Origin of the sequence: Promicromonospora sp. NPDC050249 (assembly GCF_040656015.1) — a bacterium.
Lineage (GTDB): Bacteria > Actinomycetota > Actinomycetes > Actinomycetales > Cellulomonadaceae > Promicromonospora.
The window spans coordinates 75,186-101,036 of sequence record NZ_JBFAKY010000004.1 but is presented as its reverse complement, the minus strand read 5'-3'; the positions used below and the strand labels follow the sequence as shown (position 1 = coordinate 101,036).

Below are 25,851 nucleotides of genomic sequence, written 5' to 3'. Positions count from 1 at the left end.
CCGTAAGGCGACGACGTCCCGCTCGCACCCGGCCCCTACGACGCCGTGTCGCCGGGAACCTTCACGGCCTCCACCTGGGCACGAGCCGGCAGGCCGGTGTCCCAGAACTGGATGGTCTGCAGCGCCCAGTAGAGCGCGAAGATCAGCATCAACGCCGTCTCGACCACGAACAGCGTCTGCGGGAACAGGTCCGGCAGGAACCGGTCGAGGACCACCATGGTCGCCAGGCCCACCACCAGCACGGCGGCCATCACCGCCGCGATCCAGCGGTACCAGACCCGGTACGCCCGGGCCGACATACCCCGCAGCCGCTCTAGCGTCTGGGTCGTGATCGCGTGGTCCGAGCCGTTGATCCAGGCGATGGCCACGAGGCAGGCGAACAGCAGGACCGCCGCCGTGTAGTGCGCCGACTCCAGGAAGCTCGCGGGCCACACCAGCAGCCACACGCCCGTCCCTGCCCAGGTCAGCCACGTGAGCCAGAGGTCCCAGCCCACGCGGCCGCCCAGGTCACGTCGCCGCGGCCAGGTCGCCAGCACCAGGACCACGCCACCGACGAGGAGCAGCGTGCCTACGTTGTTGCCCACCCGCTCCGGCACGTCGAGGCAGTACGGCTCCTCGCCGCACATCGCGGCGTCGAGCGGCGTCGGGATCAGCGCCACGAGGACCGCGAACATGCCCGCGAAGTTGAGCAGCACCTCCTCGGCCCCGTGCCTGCCCTTGATCGCGATCAGACACGTGCCGATACCCACCAGCGTGCCCACGAAGATGCTCTGCACGGGCGAGTAGAAGTACGCGCTGATCGACGCGTGCCACCACTCCTCGCCGGAGCCGAGCCTTCTGTGGTCGGCGGCTATCTGCATCGTCAGCGACACGAACAGCACCAGCACCCCCGCCACGATCGCTATGCGCAGATAGCGGTAGGTCAGTCGTGCCGGGTCCCCCTGCTTGATCACCATGCGCTCACTGTGGCGCAACGCCACAGATCGGACAATGTTGCACACGCGACCCGGTCAGGATCCGCCGGTGAACCGCTCCTCGACGTCGGCCAGCAGAGGGGCCGCGTTGCGCAGCACGAAAGCGAGCCACACCACCGCGACAAGACCGAACAGCACCTCGGTGGTCAGCACGATCACTCCCCCCGCGAGCACGAGCAAGGAGAGGTTCCCCAGCGTGACCAGCGGACGAGCCGCGAGGTAGTGGGCGGCGAGCCGAGCCGAGTCTCGTGCCCGGAAGCCGAAGAACGAGACGATCACCAGCACGTTCACCGTCCACAGGAGCAGTCCCGCGCCGATGACGACAAGGGCTGGCGTGTACCACGCGGGCACCCCCGACGCACCGAGGTTCGCCAGCGAGAAGCCCAGGATGCCGAGCACCACGAGCGCAGGAGTCCACACCCGGAGGACGTCGGCCCAGTTCAGGCGGTACCCCCGCCAGAAGGAGGACGCCGGGGTCAGTGCGTCGGTGGTGGCCCGGTCACGCAGCGCGAACAGCCCGGCCGACGCCGCCGGCCCCAGCGGCAGCAGGCACAGCACCACGAACGGGACGTTGCCCGGCGACCGGTCCAGCAGCGCGAGCGCGACCAGGCCCGGCAACGACGTCAGCACGAGCAGCAGCTCGACCACGAGATACCAGTAGATCGCGTTCGCCGCCCGCCCCAGCGGACCGTCACCGAACTCCCGGCGCTCAGCCACGGCCCAGGATCCGGGTGTCGTCGAGCCAGGACGGGGTCTCGTCGCGTACGGCGTCGAGGGTCACCAGTGTGACGCCGTGCCGCCCGATCGTCAGGTCGAGGTCCACCCGGCCATCGTCGCCGACCGGTAGCGAGTGCGCCCGACGCGCGGGCTCGCTCGCATCGCGCAGCGCGTCCAGCTGTCTGCCCGACGGCGACGCGGGCCGCCCCATCTCGCGCCAGGCCGCCCACGCATTCCCGGCGACCTCATCGACGTCGTACCGCATGGTGAACACCCTCCCACTCGCCGAGGTAGCGACCGGGACGCTCAGCCGGAGCTCGTGCCGGGCCGGCTCGGTTGCGTCGTCGGTCCCGCCGACCGGCTGCCAGGCGAGCACCGTCACCTGACCGGTGGCAGGATGCCTGGTCACCAGGTGGTCGACCCCACGAGCGAGGATCTCCGGCCCCATCCGCGCCATGAAGGCGTACAGGTGGAAGGTCGGCTTGCGCACCTGCCGGTGGGTCAGCATCCCGAACCCGCCGTGGAAGAACGACGCCGGCACACCCGCCTCCTCGAAGACGTCGCTGAACGTCCAGTACGAGAACGAGTCAGCGTGCTCGCCGCCCTCCGCGAGCACCGGGGCGAGGTAGGCGGCGTTGTACGCCGTGTCGTGCACCGGGTTGTCGGGGCGGTAGCTCGTGTTGAACTCGGTGACGTGCAGCGGCCGGTCCGCGAGCGCCGTCCCGGCGAGGATCTTGCGCGGCCTGGCGAACTGGTCGAGCAGGTGCTGGGGCCGCTGGAGCGTCTGGTAGACGCCGAACGGCACGTGCTGGGCGGGCCCGGAGCTGTAGGCGTGCACGGACAGGAAGTCGGCGGGCAGGTCGCGCGCGGTGACGAACTCCGCGAAGGGCTCCCACCAGTCGTCAGCTCCCGGGGAGATGGCGGGGCCACCCACCTGGATCGACGCGTCGACGTCCCGCACGGCCCGGACCGACGTCTCGTAGAGCCGGAAGTAGGCCGCTTGGTCGGCGTCCTTCCAGAACTGGGGGAGGTTGGGTTCGTTCCACACCTCGACGGGCCAGGTGCGCACCTCGGCGACGCCGTACCGGTCGATGAGGTGCCGCAGGAGCGCCCGCACCAGGCTCGCCCACTCGGCGTGGTCCCGGGGCGGGGTGACGTTGCCCAGCCACCAGAACACCGTCTGGTCGCCGGACGCGAGCCCGCTGGGCATGAACCCGAGCTCGAGGAACGGCTTGATCCCGAGCCCCAGGTAGGCGTCGACCACCTGGTCCACGTAGGTGAACACGTAGGCGGTGCCGCGGTGGCCGCCGGCGTCGTACGTCCGGTGGACGGCGACGTCGTCGTGCAGGAGGCCATGGCCGCGGATGTACCGGAACCCGATCTCGCGCTGCACCAGGGCCAGGGAGTCCTGGTAGTCCTTGCGCAGCGCGAGACCGAACCGGCCCGTGCCGACGCAGGTGCGCCAGGCGTCGCTGAGTGTTCCGGCGGCCTCGGTCGGCACGATGGTGCGGGGCACGGGTCTCCTCGGTGGTTCGGGGCGTGGTCGTCCGGGCTAGCTCGTCCGGCGTGCACAGGCGTGCGGGTCGTCGACGACGGCCCGCACGCCTGGGTCAGGGTCGGGTGACGGTCACTCGCCACCGTCGAGAGCGCCGTTGGCCAGCTCGACGTAGTCGGTCATGCCTGCCGCCTCGAGCTCGGCGACGTAGTCGTCCCACTCGCTGAGCGGCCGCTCACCGACGATGAACTGCGCGGTGTTCTGGTAGACGGTGTCCTGCAGGTTCGTCTGGTAGAGCGTCGCCTGCTCCTGTTCCATCTCGTCGTACGTGATGGACGGCGGAAGGGGCAGCTCCTCCTTCGCGTTCATGCCGTCGAGGAACTCGACCACCTCGTCACGCAGCATCGACTTGTCGAGGTCCTCGGTGGACCCGTGGGCGAGCAGCCAGACGCCGTTGTGGAAGCCGAAGTCCTTGCGGAGCTCCTTGGGCGCGCCGGGGTTGAGCCCGTTCACGTCGATGTCCTCCTTGAGGACGCGCTTGTCGCCTTCCCGCTCGAACGTCTCGCCCTCGACGCCCCACTTGGCGAACTCCAGGCCCTCGTCGGAGTAGTACAGCCAGTCGACGAACTGCAGCATCGCGAGGAAGTCGTCGTCCTTCGCCGCCTCGGCGCCGAACACGATGCCCGACTCACGGCGCGAGCCCGCGGCGAGGTAGCTGCCGTAGGGGCCCGCGGGCACCACGATCTGGTGCACCTCGGCGTCCTTGTTGCCGAGCTGCTCGAAGTTGTCGCGGTACTTCACCAGCTCCTGGTCGTTCGAGCTGATGGCGGCGACGCTGCCGGACGCGAACTTCTGCTCGCCCTGCTCCATCTCCTGGGTGACGGACTCCGGGTCCATCAGGCCGTCCTCGACGAGCGACGCGAAGTACGTCACCAGGTCGCGGTAGCCGTCACTGGCTCCGGCGTAGGTGAACTCGCCGGCCTCCTCGTCCCACCAGAGGCCGTTGATGAAGCCGGTGCCCGCGGAGGTCCCGAAGTTGGGGGCCGCGGCGTTGAGCGTCTGCTCCATGGGGCTGTTGATCGACCACTTGTCGCTGAACGGGTAGTCGATCTCGGGGTTGGCCTCCTTGACGGCCGCGAGCTGCTCCTTGAACTCGTCCCAGGTCTCGGGGTCCTCGGTGATCCCGGCCTTCTCCCACAGGTCCGAGCGGACAGCGATGGAGTACTGCGGCTTCGCGATCTCGTGGATGCCCGGGAGGATGTAGTACTTGCCGTCCTCCTGGCGCAGCTGCTCGACCTCGGCCTCGAGCCCCCACTTCTCGATCTTGTCGAGGAAGTTGGGCATGTGCTCCACGTAGTCCGAGATCGGCAGCAGGGCGTTCCGGAACTGCGTCTCCTCGCCCGCGTAGATGGAGGGCATGATGTCGGGCGCGTCCCCCGAGCTGATGAGGACGGACCGCCGTGTCGCGAGGTCGGCGAGCGGCACGTTGACGTACTCGAACTCGACGTTCTGGTTGTTCTTGAGGTGCTGGACGATCGACCAGTCCTCCTTGAACGGGTAGTCGGGGTGGTCGCGGTACAGCAGGCTGAAGTCGACGGGCTCCGTCGCCTTGAACGTGGTGCCGACCTCGAAGTCCTCCATGTAGCCGACCTGCGACTCCATGTCGATGGCTCCGGACTCCTCCTGGCCGCCGCCGCTGGTCGTGCACGCCGTCAGCGTGACGACCAGGGCCGACGCAGCGAAGCTGGCGGCAGCCCGTCTGCGGGTGATCCTCATGGTTCTCCTTCGGGTTGTGAACGCCTTCGTTCAGGACGGTGAGGCTGGTTCGGGACGGCTCTCGTGTACCGGACGGCGTGCGGTCAGCCCTTGACGGAGCCGAGCATCACGCCGGACACGAAGTACTTCTGGATGAACGGGTACACGCAGACGATCGGCAGGACCGTGAGCAGCATCGCCACGGACTGGACGTTCGCCTGGATCTGGACGGTGTCGCTGCCGAGGTCCGTCGTGGACGTCGCCGCGGCGAGCAGGTTGCGCAGGTAGAGCGTCACCGGGTACATGTCCCGGTCGTTCAGGTACAGGTACGCCTGGAACCACGAGTTCCAGAACTGGACCGCGTAGAAGAGGGTCATCGTGGCGATGACCGCCTTGGACAGCGGGAGCACGATGCGGAAGAACACGCCGAACTGCGACATGCCGTCGATCTCCGCGGCTTCCTCGAGGTCCCTGGGGAAGTTGTCGAAGAACGACTTCATGACCAGGAGGTTGAAGACGTTGATCGCACCCGGCACGACGATCGCCCACATCGTGTTCTTGAACCCGAGGGCATCGATGAGCAGGTAGTTCGGGATGAGGCCGCCCGCGTACAGCATGGTCACCATGGCCAGGCCGATCAGGACGCCCCGGCCCTTCAGGTACGGCTTGGACAGCGCGTACGCGAAGGTGGTGGTCAGCGCCATCGCGATGGCCGTGGCGAGCAGCGTGTACACGACCGTGTTCCGGTAGTTGACCCAGAAGATCGAGTCGCCCATCACGCTCGCGAACGTGGTCAGGTTGAACCCGCGCGGCCACAGGTTGACCTGGCCTGCGGCGATGTACGCCTGGGAGCTGAACGCCTTCGCCACCATGTTGAGGAAGGGGTACAGCGTGAGGAACGTGATCACCACCAGCACGAGCCCGTTGACGATCCGGAACGCCCGGTAACCGAGCGTGTCCTTGACCGTGATCGTGGCGGGGCTGACCGCCGTGATGTCGGGAGTGTTCGTCGTCACCACAGGGAGGCTCCCACCGCTCGCTTCGAGATCTGGTTGGCCGTGACGACCAGGGCGACACCGATCAAGGCCTCGAAGAGGCCGATCGCGGCGGCGAACGAGTAGTTGCCGCCCTCGCCGATCCCCACGCGGTACAGGTACGTGGAGAGCACGTCCGCCGTGTCGTACGTGAGGGGGTTGTACAGCAGCAGGACCTTCTCGAACCCGACCGCCATGAAGCTGCCGATGTTGAGGATGAGCAGCACCATCATCGTCGGCCGGATGCCGGGGAGCGTGATGTGCCAGGTCTGCTGCCACCGGTTGGCGCCGTCGATCCGGGACGCCTCGTAGAGCTGGTCGTCGATGGTGGTCAGCGCGGCCAGGTAGAGGATGGTGCCCCAGCCGACCGTCTGCCACACCTCCGAGGTCAGGTAGATGGTCCGGAACCAGTCGGCCCGCTGCATGAACGGGATGGCTTCACCGCCGAACCCCTCGATGATCTGGTTGATCGTGCCGTTGATCGCGGTGAGCTGGAAGACCATTCCCGCCACGATCACTATCGACATGAAGTGCGGCAGATAGGTGACGGTCTGCACCACGCGCTTGAACAGCCGCGACCGCAGCTCGTTCAGCATCAGCGCCAGGATGATCGGCAGCGGGAAGCAGATCGCCAGGGTGAGCCCACCGAGAACCACCGTGTTCCAGAAGACGTCCCAGAACGGCTTGCTGCCGATGAACATCTGGAAGTAGTAGAGGCCCACCCACTCGTCGCCGAACATCGAGCCGCCCGGCCGGTACCTGCGGAACGCGATGACGTTGCCGATCATGGGCACGTAGCGGAACACCAGGAGGAAGACCACCGGCAGGACCACGAACGTGTACAGGCGCCAGTGCCTGCGCAGGGACACACGCCAGGTCTCGTTGTTGCGGAGCTGCTGCGGCGGCCTGGGCCCCACGCCGCCGACCGCGCCACCCGCTCCGCGGCCCGGCAGCCCGTCACCGGTCCGGGGAACGGCGTCGACCGTCCCAGTGCCTCGTGCCATCAAGTCCTCCGGTCACTCGCCGTGCCGGTCCCCACCAGGAGGGCGCCACGTCTTCGTGGAACGTTTTCGAAACTATCGGCGGCTTTACCGAGAGTCGTTGGCTGGGACATTAGGATGGTTACCGTCATATCGTCAAGAGCAGCCCACGGCCGGCACTGTCACGATGTGGTTACGTCGAACTTCAGTGCGGGATGACCCGACGCTGGTGTACCGTCGGCAGCGAAAGTTTCAGAGCCCGGATCGAAAGGCCTGCGCAATGACGGACGTACGGCCAGGTCCCACCATCGCGTCGATCGCGAGCGAGCTCGGCCTGTCGGTGCCCACGGTCTCGAAGGTGCTCAACGGCAGGGCCGACGTCGCCCCCGCCACCCGCGACCGCGTCGAGGCAGCGCTGGAGAAGCACCAGTACCGACGCCGGCGACCGGCGACCGCACCGGCGGGCACCGCCCTGATCGACCTGGTCTTCCACCGGCTGGGCTCCGGCTGGTCCATGGAGATCATCCGCGGCGTCGAGGACGCGGCCGCCGAGTCGCGCACCAGCGTGATCCTGTCCGAGCTGGGCGGCGAGCATCGCCCGCCCGCCCGGTGGCTCGACACGACCATCGCCCGCCCGCCCCTTGGCGTGCTGCTCGTCGCCGCGAACCTGTCCGAGGGGCAGCACCAGCAGCTCGACCGGCGGGGCATCCCCTACGTGGTGATCGACACCGACGGGGAGCCACCGGCCGACGTCGCCTCCGTGGGCTCCGACAACTGGAACGGCGGGCTGGCGGCCACCCGGCACCTGCTGGCGCTGGGCCACCGGCGCATCGCCATGATCACCGGGCCGTGGGACATGCTCTGCAGCCGCGCCCGGGCGGACGGCTTCCGCTCCGCGCACGAGGAGGTGGGCGCCGTCGCCGATCCCGCGCTCGTGCGGGAGGGCAACTTCTACGTGGAGACCGGCTTCGACCACGGCCTGGAGCTGCTGTCGCAGCCCGACCGTCCGACGGCGGTGTTCGCCGGCTCCGACATGCAGGCCCTCGGGGTGCTGCGGGCAGCGCACCAGCTCGGCCTACGCGTGCCGGAGGACCTCTCCGTGGTCGGCTACGACGACCTGCCGCTGGCCTCCTGGGTCGGCCCGCCGCTCACCACGGTGCGGCAGCCGCTCCGCGAGATGGGAGCGGCCGCCACACAGATCCTCCTCGACATCGCGGGCGGCAGGTCGCCGAAGGTGCGCCGGCTCAACCTCTCGACCGAGCTCGTGGTCCGGGAGTCGACGGCCCCGCCCGGCTGAGCGCCCTCGCTCAGATCGAGCGCGCGTGCTCCGCGAGCCGGTCGTACGCGGCGTCCAGCTCGGCGTCGACCACCCGCGCCTCGGGGTGGGCGTCATACCAGGACACCTGCTCCGTGGCGCCGACGTCGTAGGTGATCGTGGTGCCGAACTCGGGCACGAGCGTCCGCACCTTGGAGATGTCGAAGACCATCGAGTGCGCCTTGTCCCCCACCAGGCCGGGCCCCATGTCGGGCAGCACCCTGGCGATCGTCTCGGACGCGACGTGCACCAGGTCGGGGTTCGGCACGCCCGCTGCCTCGGCGAGCCAGGTGTAGATCTGGTCCCACGTGGGGGCGTGCGTGCCCGTGATGTGGAAGGACTCCCCGATCGCGAGCGGGTGGCCGAGCAGGCCCACGAACCCGACGGCGAAGTCCTCGGTGTGCGTCAGTGTCCACAGCGAGGTGCCGTCGCCGTGGACCACCACGGGCTTCCCTGCGCGCATCCGGGCCACGTCGGTCCAGCCGCCCGACGTCGGCAGCAGCGTGCGGTCGTACGTGTGCGACGGGCGCACGATCGTCATGGGGAACCCGTTCTCGCGGTACTCCCGGACCAGCACGTCCTCGCACGCGATCTTGTCCCGCGAGTACTGCCAGAACGGGTTGCGCAGCGGCGTGGACTCCCGGACGGGCAGCCGCGCCGGTGGCGTCTGGTACGCCGACGCCGACGAGATGAACACGTACTGCCCGGTCCGCCCGGCGAACTGCGCGACGTCGCGCGCCACGTGCTCAGGGCTGAACGCGCGGAACTGCGCGACGACGTCGAACTCCCGGCCACCCAGCGCCGCGGCCACTCCCTGCGCGTCGTTCGCGTCGGCGACGAGCGTCTCCACACCGGCCGGAAGCTGGCGCGCGGACGATCTGCCTCTGTTGAGCACCGTCACTCGGTGCCCGAGCCGGGCGGCCCGGGCGACCGAGGCGTGGCTGATGATTCCGCTTCCACCGATGAACAGGATGCTCTTGGACGACATGCCGCCAATCCTTGCACCAAATGGGCAGGTCAGCGCTGTACGCGGGCACTTCCTCCGCCGGCGAGCTTCGCGACCTCTGCGAGCGTCACCATGGTGGTGTCACCGGGCGTGGTCATGGCCAGCGCACCGTGCGCTGCGCCGTACTCGACGGCCTCCTGGAGCGAGCCCAGCTCCATGAGCCCGTAGGCCAGACCGGAGGCGAACGAGTCACCGCCGCCGACCCGGTCGAAGATCTCCAGGTCGGCCCGGTGGGTGGCCTCGGCGAAGCCCTCCTTGCGCGACCAGGCGATGGCGCCCCAGTCGTTGCGCGACGCCGACCGCACTCCGCGCAGGGTCGTGGCGATCACCTGGAAGTTCGGGTACGCCTCCGACGCCGTCTCGATCATCGCGCGGAACGCGCCGGTGTCCAGGTCGGTGAGGTTCTCGTCGACCCCCTCGACCTCGAAGCCGAGCGAGGCCGTGAAGTCCTCCTCGTTGCCGATCATCACGTCGACGTGCTGGGCCAGGCGCCGGTTGACCTCCCGGGCACGCTCCTCGCCGCCGATGCCCTTCCACAGCGAGGGCCGGAAGTTCAGGTCGTACGACACGATGGTCCCGTGCCGGCGGGCGGCGGCCATCGCGGCCTCCGCGACATCGGCGCTGCTCTCGGAGAGCGCGGCGAAGATGCCGCCCGTGTGCAGCCAGCGCACGCCGCGGGAGAAGAGGGCGTCCCAGTCGACGTCGTCGGGCTTCATCTGCGCGATGGCGGTGTTGCCGCGGTCGCTGACCCCAACGGCGCCGCGTGCGCCGAACCCGCGCTCGGTGAAGTTGAGGCCGTTGCGGACCGTGCGCCCGATGCCGTCGTACGGCACCCACTGCACGTACTGGGTGTCGAGGCCGCCGGTGAGCATGAAGTCCTCGACGAGCCGGCCGATCTCGTTGTCGGCGAGGGCCGTGACGATCGCGCCGCGCAGGCCGAAGCAGCGGCGCAGGCCGCGGGCCACGTTGTACTCGCCGCCGCCCTCCCAGACGTCGAAGCTGCGGGCCGTGCGGACCCGGCGGCTGCCCGGGTCGAGGCGGAGCATCACCTCGCCGAGGGCGACGACGTCGTAGGCACTCTCGGTGGCGGGGCGAACGTTGAGCGAGGTCATCGGTTGTTCTCCTGGGAGTCGATCTGGGCGGCGAGCGCGACGGCGTCCCGCGTACGGCTGGTGATCCCGTCCCAGTCCCCCGCGGTGACGAGCGCACGGTCCACCATCCACGAGCCGCCGACGGCGAGGACCGGCTTCAGTGTCAGGTAGTCGGCGAGGTTGGCGGCGCTCACCCCGCCCGTGGGCACGAACCGAAGCCCGGGGAACGGCGCGGAGAACGCCTTGATCGCGGCCGGCCCGCCGACGACGGAGGCGGGGAACAGCTTGACGACGTCAATCCCGAGATCGAGCGCCGCCATGATCTCGGACGGCGTGGCCACGCCGGGCAGCACGGGGATGCCGTGCTCCTGGGCGCGCCGCACGACGGCGGCCGACAGCCCCGGGGACACGATGTAGCGCGCGCCGGCGTCCACGACGTCGTCCACCTGCTGGGCGGTGGTCACGGTGCCCGCGCCGACGACGACGTCGGGCTGGTTCTTCGCGACCGCGCGGATGGCGTCGATGCCGCCCGCGAGGCGCAGCGTGATCTCGGCGACGGGGAGGCCGCCCGCGACGAGCGCGTCGGCCAAGCGTGCGCCCTCATCGGCGCCGTCGACCACCACGACCGGCACGAGCCGGTGGGCGGCGAGGGTCTCGAGGACTGTGCTGTCCGCGGATGACATGGGGCTCCTTCGTGGACTAGGGTTTCGCTATGGTGAACGACTGTTGTTCACTGCGAAACGCATGCTACGTGAGGGAGCCCCATGGATGCCAGCCCGCTCGGGAGCGTCGACAAGGCGCTGCTCGCGCTCGACACGCTCGCCGGCTTCGGCGCCAGGGGTGCCTCGCTGGCCGCTCTCGCGCAGGCCGTCGGTGTCAGCAAGCCGACCCTGCACCGCACGCTCGCCGCGCTGCGCCACCGCGGCTACGCCGAGCAGACGGAGGACGGCGCCTACCGCCTCGGCCCCGCGGCGCTCTCCCTCGGGAGCACCTACCTGGCGGAGGAGAACCTGCCCGCCCTGCTGCACCCGGCCCTGACCGCGCTCAGCGAGAAGACCGACGAGCTGGTGCACCTCGGCGTGCTCGCGGGACGCGAGGTGGTCTACCTCGACAAGGTGGAGCCGCAGCGGGCGGTCCGCGTGTGGTCCGCCGTCGGACGGCGGCGTGCTGCCGCGACCACCGCACTGGGCCGCGCGCTCCTGTCGGTCCAGGATCTCGACGAGGCGGCGCTCGCCCGGTTCGCGGGTGACGCGACCGGCCCCGAGCAGCTTCGCACGGCGCTCTCGGAGGCGCGGACCTCCGGTATCGCCGGCGAGACCGAGGAGAACGAGGCGGGCATCGCCTGCATTGCGACCCCCCTGCTGCGCGCCGGCCGCGCCGTCGCGGCGGTCAGCATCACCGCCCCGGTGGAGCGGCTCACCGGAGCGGCCCGCGCCGAACGGGTCGCGGCTCTCCGGGACGTCCTGCCGGGGCTGCTCCCGGCAGGCCTGGCGGTGCCGCCGGCGACAGGCTCACCAGGCTGACCGCCCGCGAGATCGGTCCCTTGCCGCCCAGCTCGGACGAGATCGGTCGGTTGCCATGAGATCGGTCGGTTGAAGGACCGATCTCATGGCAACGGACCGAAGTCGATGAGCTCCGTCGGTTGCCTTGTGTGAACAGCCGCAGCGGGCATGCCAAAGGCCCGGCCGCTCCCTCTCGGGAGCGACCGGGCCTTCTGGCTCGATCCGGACTACCGGGCGATCACGCCCCGCCGGCAGCCATCTGGCCCGACGGCGGCAGGTCGCGCGGCACCAGCCCGGCGCCCGCGGGCACCGACTGCGGCTCTGCGGTGGTCGGACGACGACGCTCGTCGCGCTCCACACCTCGGAACGTGAACTCGCCGAGGATGCCCTCGCCGACGCCGTCGATGATCACCAGCTGGCCTGCGGTGAGCTCGCCGAACAGGATCTTCTCGGACAGCGAGTCCTCGATCTCCCGCTGGATCGCCCGCTTCAGCGGACGGGCACCGAGCACCGGGTCGTAACCCTTCTCGGCCAGCAGGTGCTTGGCGGCGGTCGTGAGCTCGAGGCCCATGTCCCGGTCGCGCATACGGCGGTCGAGCTTCGCGATCTCGAGGTCGACGATCTGGATGATCTCGTCCTGCGAGAGCTGCGGGAACACGACCGTGTCGTCGACACGGTTGAGGAACTCCGGCCGGAAGTGCTGCTTGAGCTCCTCGTTGACCTTCGCCTTCATCCGCTCGTAGGAGGTCACCAGGTCGCCACCGGAGTTGAAGCCGGTCTGGACGCCCTTGGCGATGTCCCGCGTGCCGAGGTTGGTGGTCATGATGATCACCGTGTTCTTGAAGTCGACCACTCGACCCTGCGAGTCGGTGAGGCGGCCGTCCTCGAGCACCTGCAGCAGCGAGTTGAAGATGTCGGCGTGCGCCTTCTCCACCTCGTCGAACAGGACCACGGAGAACGGCTTGCGACGCACCTTCTCGGTGAGCTGGCCGCCCTCGTCGTAGCCGACGTACCCGGGCGGGGAGCCGAACAGTCGCGAGACCGTGTGCTTCTCCGAGAACTCGGACATGTCGAGCTGGATGAGCGCGTCCTCGTCACCGAACAGGAACTCCGCGAGGGCCTTGGCGAGCTCGGTCTTACCGACACCCGTGGGGCCGGCGAAGATGAACGAGCCACCGGGGCGCTTCGGGTCCTTGAGGCCGGCCCGCGTACGGCGGATGGCCTGCGACAGCGCCTTGATGGCGGTCTCCTGGCCGACGACCCGCTTGTGCAGCTCCTCCTCCATGTGGAGCAGGCGGCTGGACTCCTCCTCGGTGAGCTTGACGACCGGGATGCCGGTGGACATCGCCAGCACCTCGGCAATCAGCTCGTCGTCGACCTCTGCGACCGTGTCGAGGTCGCCCGACTTCCAGGCCTTCTCCTTGTCCGCGCGGAGCTGCGTGAGCTGCTTCTCCTTGTCACGCAGGCCGGCGGCCTTCTCGAAGTCCTGCTCGTCGATCGCCGACTCCTTCTCGCGGCGCGCCTCGGAGATGTTCTCGTCGAGCTCCTTGAGCTCCGGCGGTGCCGTCATCCGACGGATGCGGAGCCGTGCGCCGGCCTCGTCGATCAGGTCGATCGCCTTGTCCGGGAGGAACCGGTCGTTGATGTACCGGTCGGCGAGCGTGGCCGCGGAGACCAGCGCGGAGTCCGTGATGGACACGCGGTGGTGCGCCTCGTAACGGTCGCGCAGACCCTTGAGGATCTCGATGGCGTGCTCGAGCGACGGCTCGGACACCTGGATCGGCTGGAAGCGACGCTCCAGGGCCGGGTCCTTCTCGACGTACTTGCGGTACTCGTCGAGCGTGGTGGCACCGATCGTCTGCAGCTCACCGCGAGCCAGCATCGGCTTCAGGATGGAGGCGGCGTCGATCGCGCCCTCGGCGGCACCCGCACCCACCAGGGTGTGGATCTCGTCGATGAACAGGATGATGTCGCCACGCGTGCGGATCTCCTTGAGCACCTTCTTGAGGCGCTCCTCGAAGTCACCGCGGTAACGCGAACCGGCGACCAGCGCGCCGAGGTCCAGCGTGTACAGCTGCTTGTCCTTGAGCGTCTCCGGGACATCACCCTTGACGATGTCCTGCGCGAGGCCCTCGACGACCGCCGTCTTGCCGACGCCGGGCTCACCGATCAGCACCGGGTTGTTCTTGGTGCGGCGGGACAGGACCTGCATGACCCGCTCGATCTCCTGCGTACGACCGATGACCGGGTCCAGCTTGCCCTCGCGCGCGGCCTGGGTGAGGTTGCGGCCGAACTGGTCGAGCACTGCCGAGCCCGCGGGCTGGCCCTCCTGGGGACCGCCTGCGGAGACGGGCTCCTTACCCTGGTAGCCGCTCAGCAGCTGGATGACCTGCTGGCGCACCTTGTTCAGGTCGGCACCCATCTTGGTGAGCACCTGTGCTGCGACGCCCTCACCCTCGCGGATGAGACCGAGCAGGATGTGCTCGGTGCCGATGTAGTTGTGGCCGAGCTGCAGCGCCTCGCGGAGCGATAGCTCAAGTACCTTCTTGGCACGCGGCGTGAACGGGATGTGCCCGCTCGGCGCCTGCTGCCCCTCACCGATGATCTCGGTGACCTGGGTGCGGACGCCGTCGAGCGAGATCCCGAGCGACTCGAGCGCCTTGGCGGCTACGCCCTCACCCTCGTGGATGAGGCCGAGCAGAATGTGCTCCGTGCCGATGTAGTTGTGGTTCAGCATCCGCGCCTCTTCTTGGGCGAGGACGACGACGCGACGGGCGCGATCCGTAAATCTCTCGAACATGTGCTGCTCCCTCACGAGCGGCGTACACCTGCACCGGCGGTACCAGGCCTGACCGCAACGACTCTATGCGCTCACAACGCGCCCATGGGCCGATCGATGCCCATGTTCGCCAGGGGCGTGACGATGTCCGGCCCTCGACCGGCCTCGAACACGCCGGTGCGGGGCGACACGCCCGGGCGCGGGCTCTCGGCGGCGAGTCCCGGGTATTTCCGGGCAGATTCCCGCGGAGGTAATTGACGCCTTCCCCCGCACCCGGCAGTCTCGGTGTCAGACCCGTACCCGTCCCGGGGAGGCCACATGGCTGACGAACCGAGCCCGACCCCCGAGTCCTGGGAGCAGATCGTCGCGCGCTTCGCACGGTTCTCCGGCGTCGTCGGCGAGGTCGACGACCCCCTGACCTGGGGACTCGACCTGGTCGAGGAGGAAGTCACGGGGCTCTCCGACAGCACCGACCCCACCGAGGAGCGCTTCCTGCGCTCCTACCGCACCTTCTCCGGCGAGACCGTCGAGGTCGAGACCCTCCGCGTGCCGGCGACCCCGGCCCAGATCGAGGACATCGTCCGTGCCGCCTGCAGCGGAGCGCTCGTCGCACCGCTGCACGCCGACGTCGACCCGGCCGCGCCCCCGGAGATCACCGACGTCACCGACCTGGCCGAGTCCTACCAGGACTACCGCAGCGCGATGCGGGCGATCGTCGCCGAGGTGGACGACGTACCGTGCGAGACCCGGCAGTTCCGGGTGGACGGCACCGCCAAGCGCTGCATGCGGGTCACCGTGCGCAACACAACCGCCGTCTACTCTCCCGCCGCGGACCGCGCGGTGGTCGTGACCGGGCCGTCTGACCTGGTGGATCGCGTGGATGTCGTCACGCGTCCCATCCGCAACCTCCTCCACGGCGAGGACGGCCCGCGGTTCTGACCCGGAACTCACCCCCAGCGGCACGCCGCACGGCGGTACGATCGCCGCTGTGATCCGTGCCACCGCCCCCTACGCGACGCCGCGGCCGAGGGTGCGTGACGCCGCGGCCCGACGCCGGGCCCTGCTGATCCTGCTCCTGCTGACCGTGCTGGCCCTGGTGGGCGCAGCCGCCGCCGGGCCACGCGCGGCAGCCGCCGAGTCGTCGCGCGACGACATCTGGGTCAACGCCGACGGCGTCGCCTTCGGGCGGGACGGCGAGAGCGACGAGCTCGCCTACGTGGTCCGGCCCCTCGGTCAGCGCAACGGTGGCCAGGCGTACTCCCGCGAGCTCACCCGGGACGAGCGGAACAACGGCTGGGCGATGTTCTGGGAGGCCCGGTACAACTATCCGGACGGCTACTGCGTGGTGTGGGTAGAGGTCGAGGACGCGAGCAACTGGCACGAGTCGGAGGGCAGCACTGCCTGCCGGGGCGACGACCAGCCCGCCACCGAGACGCCGACCCCGACACCCACGCCCACCCAGACCGAGCGGCCGACACAGGGGCAGCGCCCGGCCCCGACGCCGAAGCCCGCGCGACCGGAGACCCAGGACGACGCGGCGACGCCGACGCCGACGCCCTCCTCGACACCGACCCCCACGCCGACCCCGACACCCACGCCCAGCGCCACGCCGTCGCCGTCCGTCTCGAGCACACCGAGCCCTTCCCCGACCCCCACGCCGTCCGAGACGGACGCTCTGCAGGGCCTTTACGAGCAGCAGGGGCCCCGGGCCCAGGCCGTCGCCATCCGGCAGGACGAAGTCATCTCTCCCCTCGGCTGGGTGGCCGTGCTCGGCAGCGGCGCGGTGCTCACAGCGGGCGGCGTGCTGATGCTCTGGCGTCGCCTGACCTGACCTGACCTGACCGACGGAGCGGGGCGGGCAGACCTCTCGTCGCCCGACGCCCCGCGTGCCGGGCTCGCAGGCCGCAGCCGGTGCAGACTGGGCGGATGAGCACCCCCGCAGGCCTCTTGCTGACCCCTGGCGCGGGCGCGAACCGGGAGAGCCCGGCGCTCGTCGCCGTCGAGCACGCGCTGGCCGACGTCGAACCGGCGCTGCCGGTGCGCCGCGCCGACTTCCCGTACCGCCTCGAGGGCCGGCGCATGCCGGACCGTGCGCCCGTCGCCGTCGCGCACCTGCGGGCGGAAGCCACGGCGTGGGCCGACGAGCTCGCCGTCGCGACGGACCGGCTGCTCCTCGGCGGACGGTCGTACGGCGGGCGGATGTGCTCGATGGCCGTGGCGGAAGGCCTGCCCGCCGCGGGTCTGGTGCTCCTCAGCTATCCGTTGCACCCACCGGGACGGCCGGAGAAGCTCCGCGTGGAGCACTTCGGGCAGATCACGGTCCCCACGCTGTTCGTGTCCGGCGACAAGGACGCCTTCGGCACCCCTGACGAGCTCGCGGAGCACGTCGCGGCGATCCCCGGACCCGTCACGACGGTGACGCTGTCCGGGGCGCACGACATGCGCGGCGCCGCCCGGCAGGAGGCGGTGGCGGACGCCGTCGCCGCCTGGGTCGCCTCGCTGTAGGCGTCAGCGGCCGCCGGCCGGCTTTTCCGGGTATTCCGGCGGGGTCTTGTCCAGCTCGATGGCGATCTCGCGGCGTTCCGCGATGATGTGCGGGCGTTCCTCGTCGCGCTGCTCCAGCGCGTCCGCCTGCAGGTCCGCATCCAGGTGGTCCCAGTAGAGGATGCCGTCGAGGTGCTGCGACTCGTGGATGAAGCAGCGCGCCAGGTACCCGCTGCCCGTCAGCTGCACCGGCCCTCCGTGCTGGTCCACGCCGCGCACGGTCGCCCGGCCGGGGCGCACCAGCGGCTCGTAGGCGCCGGGGACGGAGAGGCAGCCCTCCTCCTCGGTCTCGGGCTCCGCCTCGGCGTCCATCTCGAGCACCGGGTTCACCACGTGCCCCACGTGCCGGTCGCCCGACGAGTCCGTCAGGTCGTACACGAACACGCGGAGATCGACGCCCACCTGCGGGGCCGCCAGGCCGACACCCTGCGCCGACTCCATGGTGGCGAACAGGTCGTCGATGAGCCGGGCGAGCTCCGGGGTCGAGAACGTCTCGACCGTCCGGGCCGGGTTGTGGAGCACCGGCTCACCGATCTCGGTGATGCGCAGCACGCGGCCACGATCCACCTCAGGGGCTGTCGCGGGGTACTCCTCGACCGGCTCTCCGAGCAGGTACGTGACGGGTTTGCGTCGTCGGGGGCGGGTCCATGCCATGGCACAGAGGGTACCTTCGACGCATGCAGTCCACGCCGATCCGCGATGCCGCGCGCACGGCGGGGTACGTGCTCGACGACGCACAGCTGGCCGCGGCGGAGCACCTCGAGGGCCTGCTGGACCGGCTGGCCGCCAACGTCCGACGCGGACCTCGCCGCGTCGCGCACGGCGCCTATCTCTGGGGTCCGGTGGGCCGCGGCAAGACCTGGCTCCTCGACCGATTCCACGATTTCGCAGGTGGCCCGCGGTTCCACTTCCACGAGTTCTACCGCGCGCTCCACGCCGAGGTGTGGGCACGTACGGGCACACTCGACGCGATGGACCGCGCCCTGGACGCTCTGCTCGGTGACGCGCCGGTGCTCTGCTTCGACGAGCTGCACCTGCACGACGCCGGTGACGCCATGCTCCTCTCCCGCGCCCTGCGCAACGTGCTGGGCCGCGGAGTGACCCTCGTCGCGACGTCGAACTACCCGCCACAAGGTCTGCTGCCCGACCCGCTGTTCCACGAGCTTGCGGAGCCGCTCATCACCCTTCTGGAGACCGAGCTCGACGTCTTGCCCGTCGACGGTCCGGTGGACTACCGCGAGCTCCGGGTGCTCGACACCGCATCGGCCGCACCGGGGTGGCGCGGCGGAGCCGCCCTCGTGCCAGGCACTGCTCAGCAGTTCGCCGACGCCGGTCTGGTCCCGCCGAGCCCTCGTGAGGCGGTGGCCGTCGCACTGGGCGGCGGCCGGAGCGTGCGAGCCCTGAGAGCCTCGGCCGACGTCGTGTGGTTCGACTTCACGGGCCTGTGCGCCGCCCCGGTATCCGCACTGGACATGCTGACGCTCGCGGAGCGGTTCGGACGGTGGGTGGTGACCGACGTCCGGCCGTTCGCTGCGTGCCACGTGAACACCCAGCAGCGGTTCGTGAGTTTCGTGGACGTGTTGTACGACCAAGATCTGCCGCTCGTGCTGACGGCGCACCGCCCGCTGGACGAGGTGCTGGCGGTGCCCGAGGGCCACCCTGCACCGCCCGACCTCGCCCGGGCGGCCAGCCGCGTACGGCAGCTCCGGCAGACTGCGCACATGAGTGAGTGCACATGACGGGTGGGACGAGAAACCGGCTCCGGCAGCGGTTGGTACCCGCTGTCGCGGCGGTGGTGACCGTGGCGGCAGGGCTGTCCGTGCGGTCCGTGCTCGGTGGCGACCTCGCGAAGTACGCGGGAGATGCGCTCTACGCGCTGCTGATCTTCTGGCTCGTGCTCGTGGTGGCGCCGCACACCCGGGCCTGGGTCGCCGCCGTCGTGGCCTTCGCGGCGAGCGTGGCGGTCGAGCTCTTCCAGCTGACCGGCGTCCGCGCAGAGCTCGGCGCGCACAGCACGCTCGCGCGGCTGGTGCTCGGCACCACCTTCAACGCGCCGGACCTGCCGTTCTACGCCGTGGGCGCCGCGCTCGGTTGGGCCCTGCACCGGGCCACCCGGAGCCGTCGTCCTGCCCCACAGCCCCGTTAGGCGGAACCCGCCAGCCCGCGCAGCGCGCCCCGGACGATCGCTCGCACACCGTCCGGTGAGAGGTCGCCGGACCGCTCCGTCCAGCGCCGCGTGACCGGCGCGAAGATCAGGTCCACCGCGAGGTCCAGGTCGACGTCGGCGGCGAGCTGGCCCGCCTCCTGCGCCCGGCGGAGCCGACGCCGCTTGAGGTCGCGCATCGGCTCGTCCAGCCGCTCCCGGTACGCCTGGCTCAGCTCCGGGTCCTCGATGATCGCCGCGGTGAGGCCCCGCAGCGCACGGTCGAACGCGGGGTCGGCGAACTCCTCGACGGTGGCGACCAGCACTGCGGTCAGGTCGTCCTCGAGGTCGCCGCTGTCGGGCAGGTCGCCGGGCTCCCCCGGCCCGAGCGAGCGCTCCAGGACGGCGTCCAGCACCAGTGCGCCCTTGTTCGGCCACCACCGGTAGATCGTCTGCTTGCCGACGCCTGCCTGGGCGGCCACCTTCTCGATGGTCAACCGGGCGTACCCGAGCTCGGCAACGACGTCGAAGGCCGTGCCGAGGATCGCCGCGCGGGTGGCGGGGTTGCGGCGCCGTCCGGTGGACGGCTGCTGTGCGGTAGGCATTCGGGCACGGTACCGCATGCAGAGACGAGACGTTGCGTATTGACAATGACAGGACGGCCTGCCATCGTTCTTGTCGAGACGCTCCGTCTCGACAAACTGTGGAGGAAGCACTCATGACTGAACCGATCACCACCCCGCAGCGCCGCACCTGGTTCATCACCGGGGCCAGCCGCGGTCTGGGCCGCGCCTTCACCGAGGCCGCACTCGCTGCGGGCGACCAGGTCGCCGCTGTTTCTCGCACGATCCGGGAGGACGACGACCGCGACGGCCTGCTCCAGATCGTCGCCGACGTCCGCGACCCGGCGTCGGTAGGCGACGCCGTCCGGCGGGCGGTCGATACCTTCGGACGCCTCGACGTGGTCATCAACAACGCCGGGACCATGTCGTACGGGTTCGTCGAGGAGTTCACGGAGGCACAGGTCCGCGCTCAGCTGGAGACGAACTTCTTCGGCGCCGTCTGGGTGACCCAGGCCGTCACACCGGTGCTGCGTCGGCAGCGCTCCGGCCACCTCATCCAGATCTCCAGCATCGGCGGCCTGGCAGGCTTCGCGGGCACTGGCCTGTACAGCGCGAGCAAGTTCGCGCTGGAGGGCCTGAGCGAGGCGGTGGCGCACGAGCTCGCCGAGTTCGGCGTCGACGTGACGATCGTCCAGCCGGGCGGCTACTGGACCGATCTCTACACCGCCATGGACGCCGCGACGCCGCTGCCCGAGTACGACGGGTTGCGCGACCGCCTGGCCGCACAGTTCGCCGAGAACAGCGTCGACAGCGACCCGAAGCGCGCCGCTGCGGCGATCCTGGAGCTGGCCGCCAGCCCTCGTCCGCCGCGCCGGCTGCTCCTCGGCGGCACCGCCTATGACATCGCGTTCGAGGTCACCGAGGAACGGCGTCGGACCTGGAAGGCGTGGGAGGCCGTGAGCCGCGCCGCCGAGGAGCCGATCCCGGCGCCGCAGGGCTAGCCGGCGTGCTGTCACACACGGGGCCTCGGTGTCGTCGGCGGGGCAGACAGCACCCGTTCCGAGGAGAAACGTATGAACATCGCCCTGTGGATAGTTGCCGGCCTCCTCGCCGTCGCCTACGTGGCCGGCGGCGGGCTCAAGGTGATCATGAGCAAGCAGAAGATCGCCGCATCCGGACCCGCGGCCGGATGGGTCGAGGACTTCAGCCCGGGCGCCGTCAAGACGATCGGTGCCCTGGAGATCCTGGGCGGCCTCGGACTGATCCTGCCCGCGGCGCTCGGCATCGCCCCCGAGCTGGTGCCGCTGGCCGCTCTGGGCCTGGCGATGATCATGGTCGGCGCGGCGGCAACCCGCGTCAGCCGGCGTGAGTACCGGCTCATGCTGGTGGACCTGACCTACCTGGTCCTGATCGGCTTCGTGGCCTGGGGCCGGTTCGGTCCGGAGGCGTTCGTGGGCTGATCCGGCCGGGTGACGCCGCCTCCGACGTCGGACAACAAAGAAGCCCGGAACCGTTGAGGTTCCGGGCTTTTTGCATGCTGAGCCGCCTGTGAGAATCGAACTCACGACCTTCTCATTACGAGTGAGATGCTCTACCGACTGAGCTAAGGCGGCGCACGCACCACGATCCGAGCAGAACCGGAAGGGTGAGCGGGCCTCACTGTACCCAATGGATGGCCCAGGTTTCAAAGTGAAACCGTGTGACGTCCTCAACCCGCCGGATCCGGCCCCCGGACGGTCAGCAGGTGAGGCCCTCCTCGGGGACCGTGCCCTCGACCAGGTAGTCCTCCACAGCCGTGCTGATGCACGTGTTCGACCGGCCGTACGCCGTGTGGCCCTCGCCCTCGTAGGTGACGAGCGTCCCCGACGACAGCGTCTTCGCGAGCGACTCGGCCCACCGGTACGGGGTGGCGGGGTCGTTGGTGGTGCCGATGACGACGATCGGCGGCGCACCCTTGGCTGCCGGGTCGAACTCCTGCTTCGCCGCCGGGTACGGCCAGTCGGTGCACTCGATGCCCGAGTACCCGAACGACTCGCCGAGCGTGGGCGCCGCAGCCTCGATGTCGGCGGCGAGCTGCTGCATGGTCGCCATGTCCTCCTCGGCGCGAGAGTCGGCGCAGTTGATCGCGCGGAACGCCTCCTCGCTGTTGGACTTGAACGTGCCGTCCTCGTTGCGGTCGTTGTAGACGTCGGCCAGGTACAGCAGGTCGTCGCCCTTGCCCTCCCACAGGACCTCCTGCAGGGCCTGCGTGAGGAACGACCAGGATCCCTCGTCGTACATCGTGACGGCCACGCCGTAGAAGGCGAGCTTCTTGGTCACGTCCCGGCCGGAAGACGTCGGGATCGGGTTGGGCTCCGCGTCCTCGACGATCGCCTGGATCTGCTGGAGACCGCTCGTGACGTCGCCGGTGAGCGGGCAGTCGCTGCTCGTCTGGCAGTCCGTCACGTACGCGCGCAGGGCGCTCTCGAAGCCCTCCGCCTGCTGCAGGGCCACCTCGTCCGAGGCCAGCGTCGTGTCGAGGGCACCGTCGAGCACCAGACGCCCGGTCCGCTTGGGGAACAGGCCCGCGTAGGTGGCGCCGAGCTGGGTGCCGTAGGAGAAGCCGAGGAAGTTGAGCTTGTCGTCGCCGAGCGCGCCCCGGAGCATGTCCATGTCGCGTGCGGCCGACTGCGTGTCCACGTTCCCGAGGAGCGGGCCCGTGTTCTCGGCGCAGGCCTGGCCCCAGTCCCGGACGGCGTCCTGCCGGGCGGCCAGACCCTGCTCCGTGTACGGGTAGTCGGTGCTGAGGAACTCGTCCTTGCCCGCGTCGTCGTAGCACTTCACCGGCGTCGACTTGCCGACCCCGCGGGGGTCGAAGCCCACGATGTCGAACGACGAGCGCAGCGACTGCCCGAAGCGGGCGGGGTCGCCCACGAAGTCGACGCCCGACCCGCCCGGCCCACCCGGGTTGACCAGCAGCGAACCCACCTTCTGCCCCGAGGCAGGGATCCGCTTGAGCGCGATCTCGATGCTGCCCGCACCGGCGTCGTGCCAGGAGAGCGGGGCGGACGCCGTCGCGCACTGGAAGCCCTCACCGCAGTCCGTCCACTCCAGCGACTGGCCGTAGTAGTCCTCGAAACCCTTCGGCGCGCCCACCGTCGCCGAGCCGTCCGACTTGCCCACGTCTTCCAGCGCCGTCTGCACCTTGGGCGGTGCGCCACAGGCGGCGAGCAGGAGAACGGCGGTGAGCAGCGTGGCGACGACGGCCGCAGGCTGACGACGGCGGGCGGGGCGAGTCACCCGGACAACCTATCGGTTGTGCTGGGTAGATTTCTTACCCGTTGGCGAACCGACACGCGACCCTCACGAGTCGAGCCAGGCCACCGGTCCGGGCTCTCCCTCGGCGGGACGGGGCAGGAGCTCGACGTCACCCTTGTCGCCAAGGACCACCGGTTCTGGGTCACCGGTGTCGACCTCCGCCGGTACCTCGACCACAGTGGTCGTCGGCACGAAGTCCATGGTGCAGATGCCGTCGCTCGCCGGCATGAACCGCACCGTGAGCACGCCGTCCGCTGCGCCGACCTTCGCGGACCTGCCCCCCGAACCGAGGGTCGCCTCCGGCTCCGCGAACAGGGGACAGGAGCTGGACCCGTTGGTCACCACGTACAGCAGGCCCTCGACGGGCGCCCACGCGACGCCGACCGGCGAGTCGGTGTTCCCCTCCAGGCCCGGCGGCAGACCGCGCCCCGAGTTCCCGGCCGCGACCTCCATGTCCGCGGCCTGCGGCAGCTCGCCGTCCTGGCCCGCACCTTCGCCGGCGCTCTCCGTCGGGCTGGGGCTGGGGCTGGTCAGGTCGCTCTCCTCCGGTTCCTGGGACGCGGCGGCGTTCGAGTCGCCCGCCTCCGACCCGCCGACGTCGGACTGTGCGCACCCCGACAGCGCGAGCGCCGCCGTCATCCCGAGGCCGAGGGCTACCACGCCCGCACGGGCCAAGGGCCGTACAGCTGCACCGGACCGGTCCATCTGCCTGATCTTCATGCCCAGTTCCTTCCGCTCGCCTGACACCACCAGGTGTTTGTCGCAGACTTGCGACGCCTCCACCCTGGTCATGTGGCGGGCGCCACCTGTCTTGCACCCCACCCCATGATCCGTCACAGGACAGGTGACCGGCAGTCCGAGCTACCGGTCACCTGACCTGTCATCGATCATGCGTGCTCGCGACGCATCACGCGCGTCGGCGGCTCATACGCGGGCCGTGGAGAAGCGCAGCTTCTCCGGGGTGGCGTCCGCCGCGGTCTTGCGCAGGAACGCGCGGCGGTGCACCGAGAAGGCGTTGCGGTCGTCGAAGAAGTCACGCGCCATCTCGGCCAGCTCGATGGTCTGGTAGTACGACAGCGGCTTGTCCGTCGCCCGACGCTCGGCACGCGCGGCGAGCATCCAGCCGAGCGTGGCGGGCTCCTCGTACCCCTGGGCGGCGGAGGACAGCCAGGTGTTGAACTCGCCCCACTCGCGCGGCCCGACGGCGCTGATCAGCCCGATACGGGCCGCCTCGGCGACCGAGATCGGCAGCTTCCGGTTGAGGAGGAGCGACGCGCGGTGCTCGCCCACGCGGGCCGGGACGCTCCACGAGTGCAGCTCGGAGCCGTAGATCCCCATGTCGTAGTACGGGTTGAGGACGACGCCCTCGCGAGCGAGGGTCACGTCGGCGCAGAGGCCGGCCATGACGCCGCCCGCGCCGGCGTTCGCGGTGAACGCGGCGACGGTGAGCTGCTCGGCGGTCGCGATGGCGAGGCAGAGCTCGTCGATGGCGCAGATGTTGTCCCAGGCCTCGGCAGCCGGGTCCGGCGACGCGTCGACGGTGCCGAGGTGGATCCCGTTGGAGAACGCGTGCTCGGTGCCCTTGATGACCAGCACCCGGGTGTCCTCGGTCAGTGCCTTCTCGACGGCGCTCGTCAGGCGGCGGCACTGCTCGGTGTACATCGCGCCGCTGTAGGAGCGGAACGTCAGGTACCCGACCGCGCCGTCCCGCACGTACGTGGACTCCGCCAGGGCGTCCGGGACACGGCGGAACGGTGCGCCGCTCGCGTCGATCACCTGGGCGGCCGGAAGCTTGGCGCCGCGGCGGCCGCTGAGCTCGGCGGCGTAGCCGACCCAGAGCGTGCCGACGCCGCAGGCGATCGCCACCGCGTCGAGGTTGCGGCCCACGACGGTGCCGGGGGCTGCACCGGTGTGCTCGGGCGACGCGACGGCGTCGAACACGCAGACCGACCGGCCGTTGACGGTCGCGGGGGCGCCGGGCGCGCCGTCGGCCGCGGCGACGAGGCGCTCCAGCTCGTTCGCGGGACGGCTCCAGTCGATGCGGAAGTCCTCGCGGCGCAGGAGCGGCAGCTCACCGTCGACCGGCACGATCCGCAGGCAGGCCTCCGCGGGGATCGGCCGCTCGCCATCGGCGACCTTGCGGACCACCTCACCGATGCAGGCCATCGCGGCATCCGCGACGCGGCTGTTGTAGAGCGCGCTCTTCGAGATCGGCTGGTCCGGCATGTCGAAGACGGCGGTGGCCCACACCGGGCCGGCGTCCAGCTCCTCGACGGCGGACAGAGCGGTGACGCCCCAGCGGTCCCGGCCGTCGCGGATCGCGTGGTCGAGCGACGAGGGCCCGCGGTCGCCCACGGGGCCAGGGTGCACGATGACCGTCGGCCAGCGGTCGTAGATCGTGTCCGGCACGCGGTGCTTGAGGAACGGGCACAGGATCAGGTCGGGGTCCGCACGCTCGACGGCCCGCGTCATGGCGGCACCCGACTCGAACGTGGGGGCAAGCTCGACTCCGACGTCATGCCCCTGTTCCCTCAGGGAACACCAGACCCGCTGGGTGAGACCGTTGAAGGCTGAAACCAGCAGGAGGATCCTCATCGGGCGGTGGACTCCTTGTCGCACGGAAAAGCTCTGGGGGCGTCCGCAGCCTAACCACGGA

Annotated in this window: 24 protein-coding genes and 1 tRNA gene; 9 read left to right on the top strand and 16 right to left on the bottom strand. The window is 70.2% G+C overall.

Translation table 11 applies throughout. The annotated features are described in order from the left end of the window. Positions 1-35: 35 nt before the first annotated feature. The 6 genes from AB0I32_RS04480 to AB0I32_RS04455 form a co-directional block, all read right to left on the bottom strand. Positions 36-956: a hypothetical protein gene (locus AB0I32_RS04480; protein WP_357503297.1), complete on the bottom strand. Its 921-nt coding sequence runs from the start codon at positions 954-956 to the stop codon at positions 36-38. Between the two features lie 54 nt (positions 957-1,010). Then, positions 1,011-1,691, bottom strand: a complete 681-nt coding sequence (locus tag AB0I32_RS04475) for a glycosyltransferase (RefSeq protein WP_357503295.1) — start codon at positions 1,689-1,691, stop codon at positions 1,011-1,013. After that, positions 1,684-3,207 carry a xylan 1,4-beta-xylosidase gene (locus AB0I32_RS04470; protein WP_357503293.1) on the bottom strand — a complete coding sequence of 508 codons (1,524 nt, stop codon included), beginning with the start codon at positions 3,205-3,207 and terminating at the stop codon, positions 1,684-1,686. The genes AB0I32_RS04475 and AB0I32_RS04470 overlap by 8 nt, the downstream gene beginning before the upstream one ends. A 111-nt stretch (positions 3,208-3,318) precedes the next feature. Then, entirely contained in the window at positions 3,319-4,962 is a 1,644-nt protein-coding gene (locus tag AB0I32_RS04465; protein ID WP_357503291.1) for an extracellular solute-binding protein, read from the bottom strand. A gap of 83 nt (positions 4,963-5,045) precedes the next feature. After that, entirely contained in the window at positions 5,046-5,960 is a 915-nt protein-coding gene (locus tag AB0I32_RS04460; RefSeq protein ID WP_357503289.1) for a carbohydrate ABC transporter permease, read from the bottom strand. Further along, positions 5,954-6,979 carry an ABC transporter permease subunit gene (locus AB0I32_RS04455; protein WP_357503287.1) on the bottom strand — a complete coding sequence of 342 codons (1,026 nt, stop codon included), beginning with the start codon at positions 6,977-6,979 and terminating at the stop codon, positions 5,954-5,956. The genes AB0I32_RS04460 and AB0I32_RS04455 overlap by 7 nt, the downstream gene beginning before the upstream one ends. A 256-nt stretch (positions 6,980-7,235) precedes the next feature. On the opposite strand from AB0I32_RS04455, the gene AB0I32_RS04450 reads away from it, so the two are divergent. Next, on the top strand, positions 7,236-8,252 hold the full coding sequence (locus tag AB0I32_RS04450; protein WP_357503285.1) for a LacI family DNA-binding transcriptional regulator: 1,017 nt from the start codon (positions 7,236-7,238) through the stop codon (positions 8,250-8,252). 10 nt (positions 8,253-8,262) lie between these two features. Here the strand turns inward: AB0I32_RS04450 and AB0I32_RS04445 are convergent, their stop codons facing one another. Genes AB0I32_RS04445 through eda form a run of 3 tightly spaced genes read right to left on the bottom strand, consistent with a single transcriptional unit; the run spans position 8,263 to position 11,050 of the window. Continuing rightward, positions 8,263-9,258 (bottom strand): SDR family oxidoreductase, encoded by a 996-nt coding sequence (locus tag AB0I32_RS04445; RefSeq protein ID WP_357503283.1) that lies wholly within the window; start codon positions 9,256-9,258, stop codon positions 8,263-8,265. Positions 9,259-9,287: 29 nt separating this feature from the next. After that, on the bottom strand, positions 9,288-10,388 hold the full coding sequence (locus AB0I32_RS04440; protein ID WP_357503281.1) for a sugar kinase: 1,101 nt from the start codon (positions 10,386-10,388) through the stop codon (positions 9,288-9,290). Next, positions 10,385-11,050 carry a bifunctional 4-hydroxy-2-oxoglutarate aldolase/2-dehydro-3-deoxy-phosphogluconate aldolase gene (eda, locus tag AB0I32_RS04435; protein ID WP_357503279.1) on the bottom strand — a complete coding sequence of 222 codons (666 nt, stop codon included), beginning with the start codon at positions 11,048-11,050 and terminating at the stop codon, positions 10,385-10,387. Before eda ends, AB0I32_RS04440 begins: the two co-directional genes overlap by 4 nt. Before the next feature lie 81 nt (positions 11,051-11,131). On the opposite strand from eda, the gene AB0I32_RS04430 reads away from it, so the two are divergent. Beyond that, positions 11,132-11,890, top strand: coding sequence for an IclR family transcriptional regulator (locus AB0I32_RS04430; RefSeq protein ID WP_357503277.1), 759 nt, complete (start codon positions 11,132-11,134; stop codon positions 11,888-11,890). Positions 11,891-12,107: 217 nt separating this feature from the next. Here the strand turns inward: AB0I32_RS04430 and AB0I32_RS04425 are convergent, their stop codons facing one another. After that, entirely contained in the window at positions 12,108-14,669 is a 2,562-nt protein-coding gene (locus tag AB0I32_RS04425) for an ATP-dependent Clp protease ATP-binding subunit (RefSeq protein ID WP_357503275.1), read from the bottom strand. A 297-nt stretch (positions 14,670-14,966) separates the two neighbouring features. Between AB0I32_RS04425 and AB0I32_RS04420 the strand changes: the two genes are divergently transcribed. From AB0I32_RS04420 to AB0I32_RS04410, 3 genes are all read left to right on the top strand, one after another. Beyond that, positions 14,967-15,587 (top strand): hypothetical protein, encoded by a 621-nt coding sequence (locus AB0I32_RS04420; RefSeq protein WP_357503273.1) that lies wholly within the window; start codon positions 14,967-14,969, stop codon positions 15,585-15,587. A gap of 49 nt (positions 15,588-15,636) precedes the next feature. Beyond that, the gene (locus AB0I32_RS04415; RefSeq protein ID WP_357503271.1) at positions 15,637-16,479 is read left to right on the top strand and encodes a hypothetical protein; all 843 of its coding nucleotides are present in this window, start codon (positions 15,637-15,639) and stop codon (positions 16,477-16,479) included. A 95-nt stretch (positions 16,480-16,574) separates the two neighbouring features. Further along, positions 16,575-17,153 carry an alpha/beta family hydrolase gene (locus tag AB0I32_RS04410; RefSeq protein ID WP_357503269.1) on the top strand — a complete coding sequence of 193 codons (579 nt, stop codon included), beginning with the start codon at positions 16,575-16,577 and terminating at the stop codon, positions 17,151-17,153. Positions 17,154-17,156: 3 nt separating this feature from the next. On the opposite strand, the gene def is transcribed toward AB0I32_RS04410, so the two are convergent. Then, a complete protein-coding gene (gene def, locus AB0I32_RS04405) occupies positions 17,157-17,846 on the bottom strand; it encodes a peptide deformylase (protein WP_357503267.1) in 690 nt (229 codons plus the stop codon). A 23-nt stretch (positions 17,847-17,869) separates the two neighbouring features. On the opposite strand from def, the gene zapE reads away from it, so the two are divergent. Beyond that, entirely contained in the window at positions 17,870-18,931 is a 1,062-nt protein-coding gene (zapE, locus tag AB0I32_RS04400; protein ID WP_357503265.1) for a cell division protein ZapE, read from the top strand. Then, positions 18,928-19,338, top strand: a complete 411-nt coding sequence (locus tag AB0I32_RS04395; protein WP_357503262.1) for a DUF2809 domain-containing protein — start codon at positions 18,928-18,930, stop codon at positions 19,336-19,338. The genes zapE and AB0I32_RS04395 overlap by 4 nt, the downstream gene beginning before the upstream one ends. Here the strand turns inward: AB0I32_RS04395 and AB0I32_RS04390 are convergent. After that, entirely contained in the window at positions 19,335-19,940 is a 606-nt protein-coding gene (locus AB0I32_RS04390; RefSeq protein WP_357503260.1) for a TetR/AcrR family transcriptional regulator, read from the bottom strand. The genes AB0I32_RS04395 and AB0I32_RS04390 overlap by 4 nt on opposite strands. A 113-nt stretch (positions 19,941-20,053) precedes the next feature. Here AB0I32_RS04390 and AB0I32_RS04385 point away from each other — a divergent pair, with 113 nt between their 5' ends. After that, positions 20,054-20,899: an SDR family NAD(P)-dependent oxidoreductase gene (locus AB0I32_RS04385; protein WP_357503258.1), complete on the top strand. Its 846-nt coding sequence runs from the start codon at positions 20,054-20,056 to the stop codon at positions 20,897-20,899. A gap of 72 nt (positions 20,900-20,971) precedes the next feature. Next, on the top strand, positions 20,972-21,358 hold the full coding sequence (locus AB0I32_RS04380; protein ID WP_357503256.1) for a DoxX family protein: 387 nt from the start codon (positions 20,972-20,974) through the stop codon (positions 21,356-21,358). 80 nt (positions 21,359-21,438) lie between these two features. Here the strand turns inward: AB0I32_RS04380 and AB0I32_RS04375 are convergent. From AB0I32_RS04375 to AB0I32_RS04360, 4 genes are all read right to left on the bottom strand, one after another. Next, a tRNA-Thr gene (locus AB0I32_RS04375) sits at positions 21,439-21,511 on the bottom strand. Positions 21,512-21,635: 124 nt separating this feature from the next. Then, positions 21,636-23,177, bottom strand: coding sequence for an alpha/beta hydrolase (locus tag AB0I32_RS04370; RefSeq protein WP_357503254.1), 1,542 nt, complete (start codon positions 23,175-23,177; stop codon positions 21,636-21,638). A 63-nt stretch (positions 23,178-23,240) separates the two neighbouring features. After that, positions 23,241-23,915 carry a hypothetical protein gene (locus AB0I32_RS04365; protein WP_357503252.1) on the bottom strand — a complete coding sequence of 225 codons (675 nt, stop codon included), beginning with the start codon at positions 23,913-23,915 and terminating at the stop codon, positions 23,241-23,243. 204 nt (positions 23,916-24,119) lie between these two features. Next, positions 24,120-25,790, bottom strand: coding sequence for an enoyl-CoA hydratase-related protein (locus AB0I32_RS04360; RefSeq protein ID WP_357503250.1), 1,671 nt, complete (start codon positions 25,788-25,790; stop codon positions 24,120-24,122). Positions 25,791-25,851 lie beyond the last annotated feature (61 nt).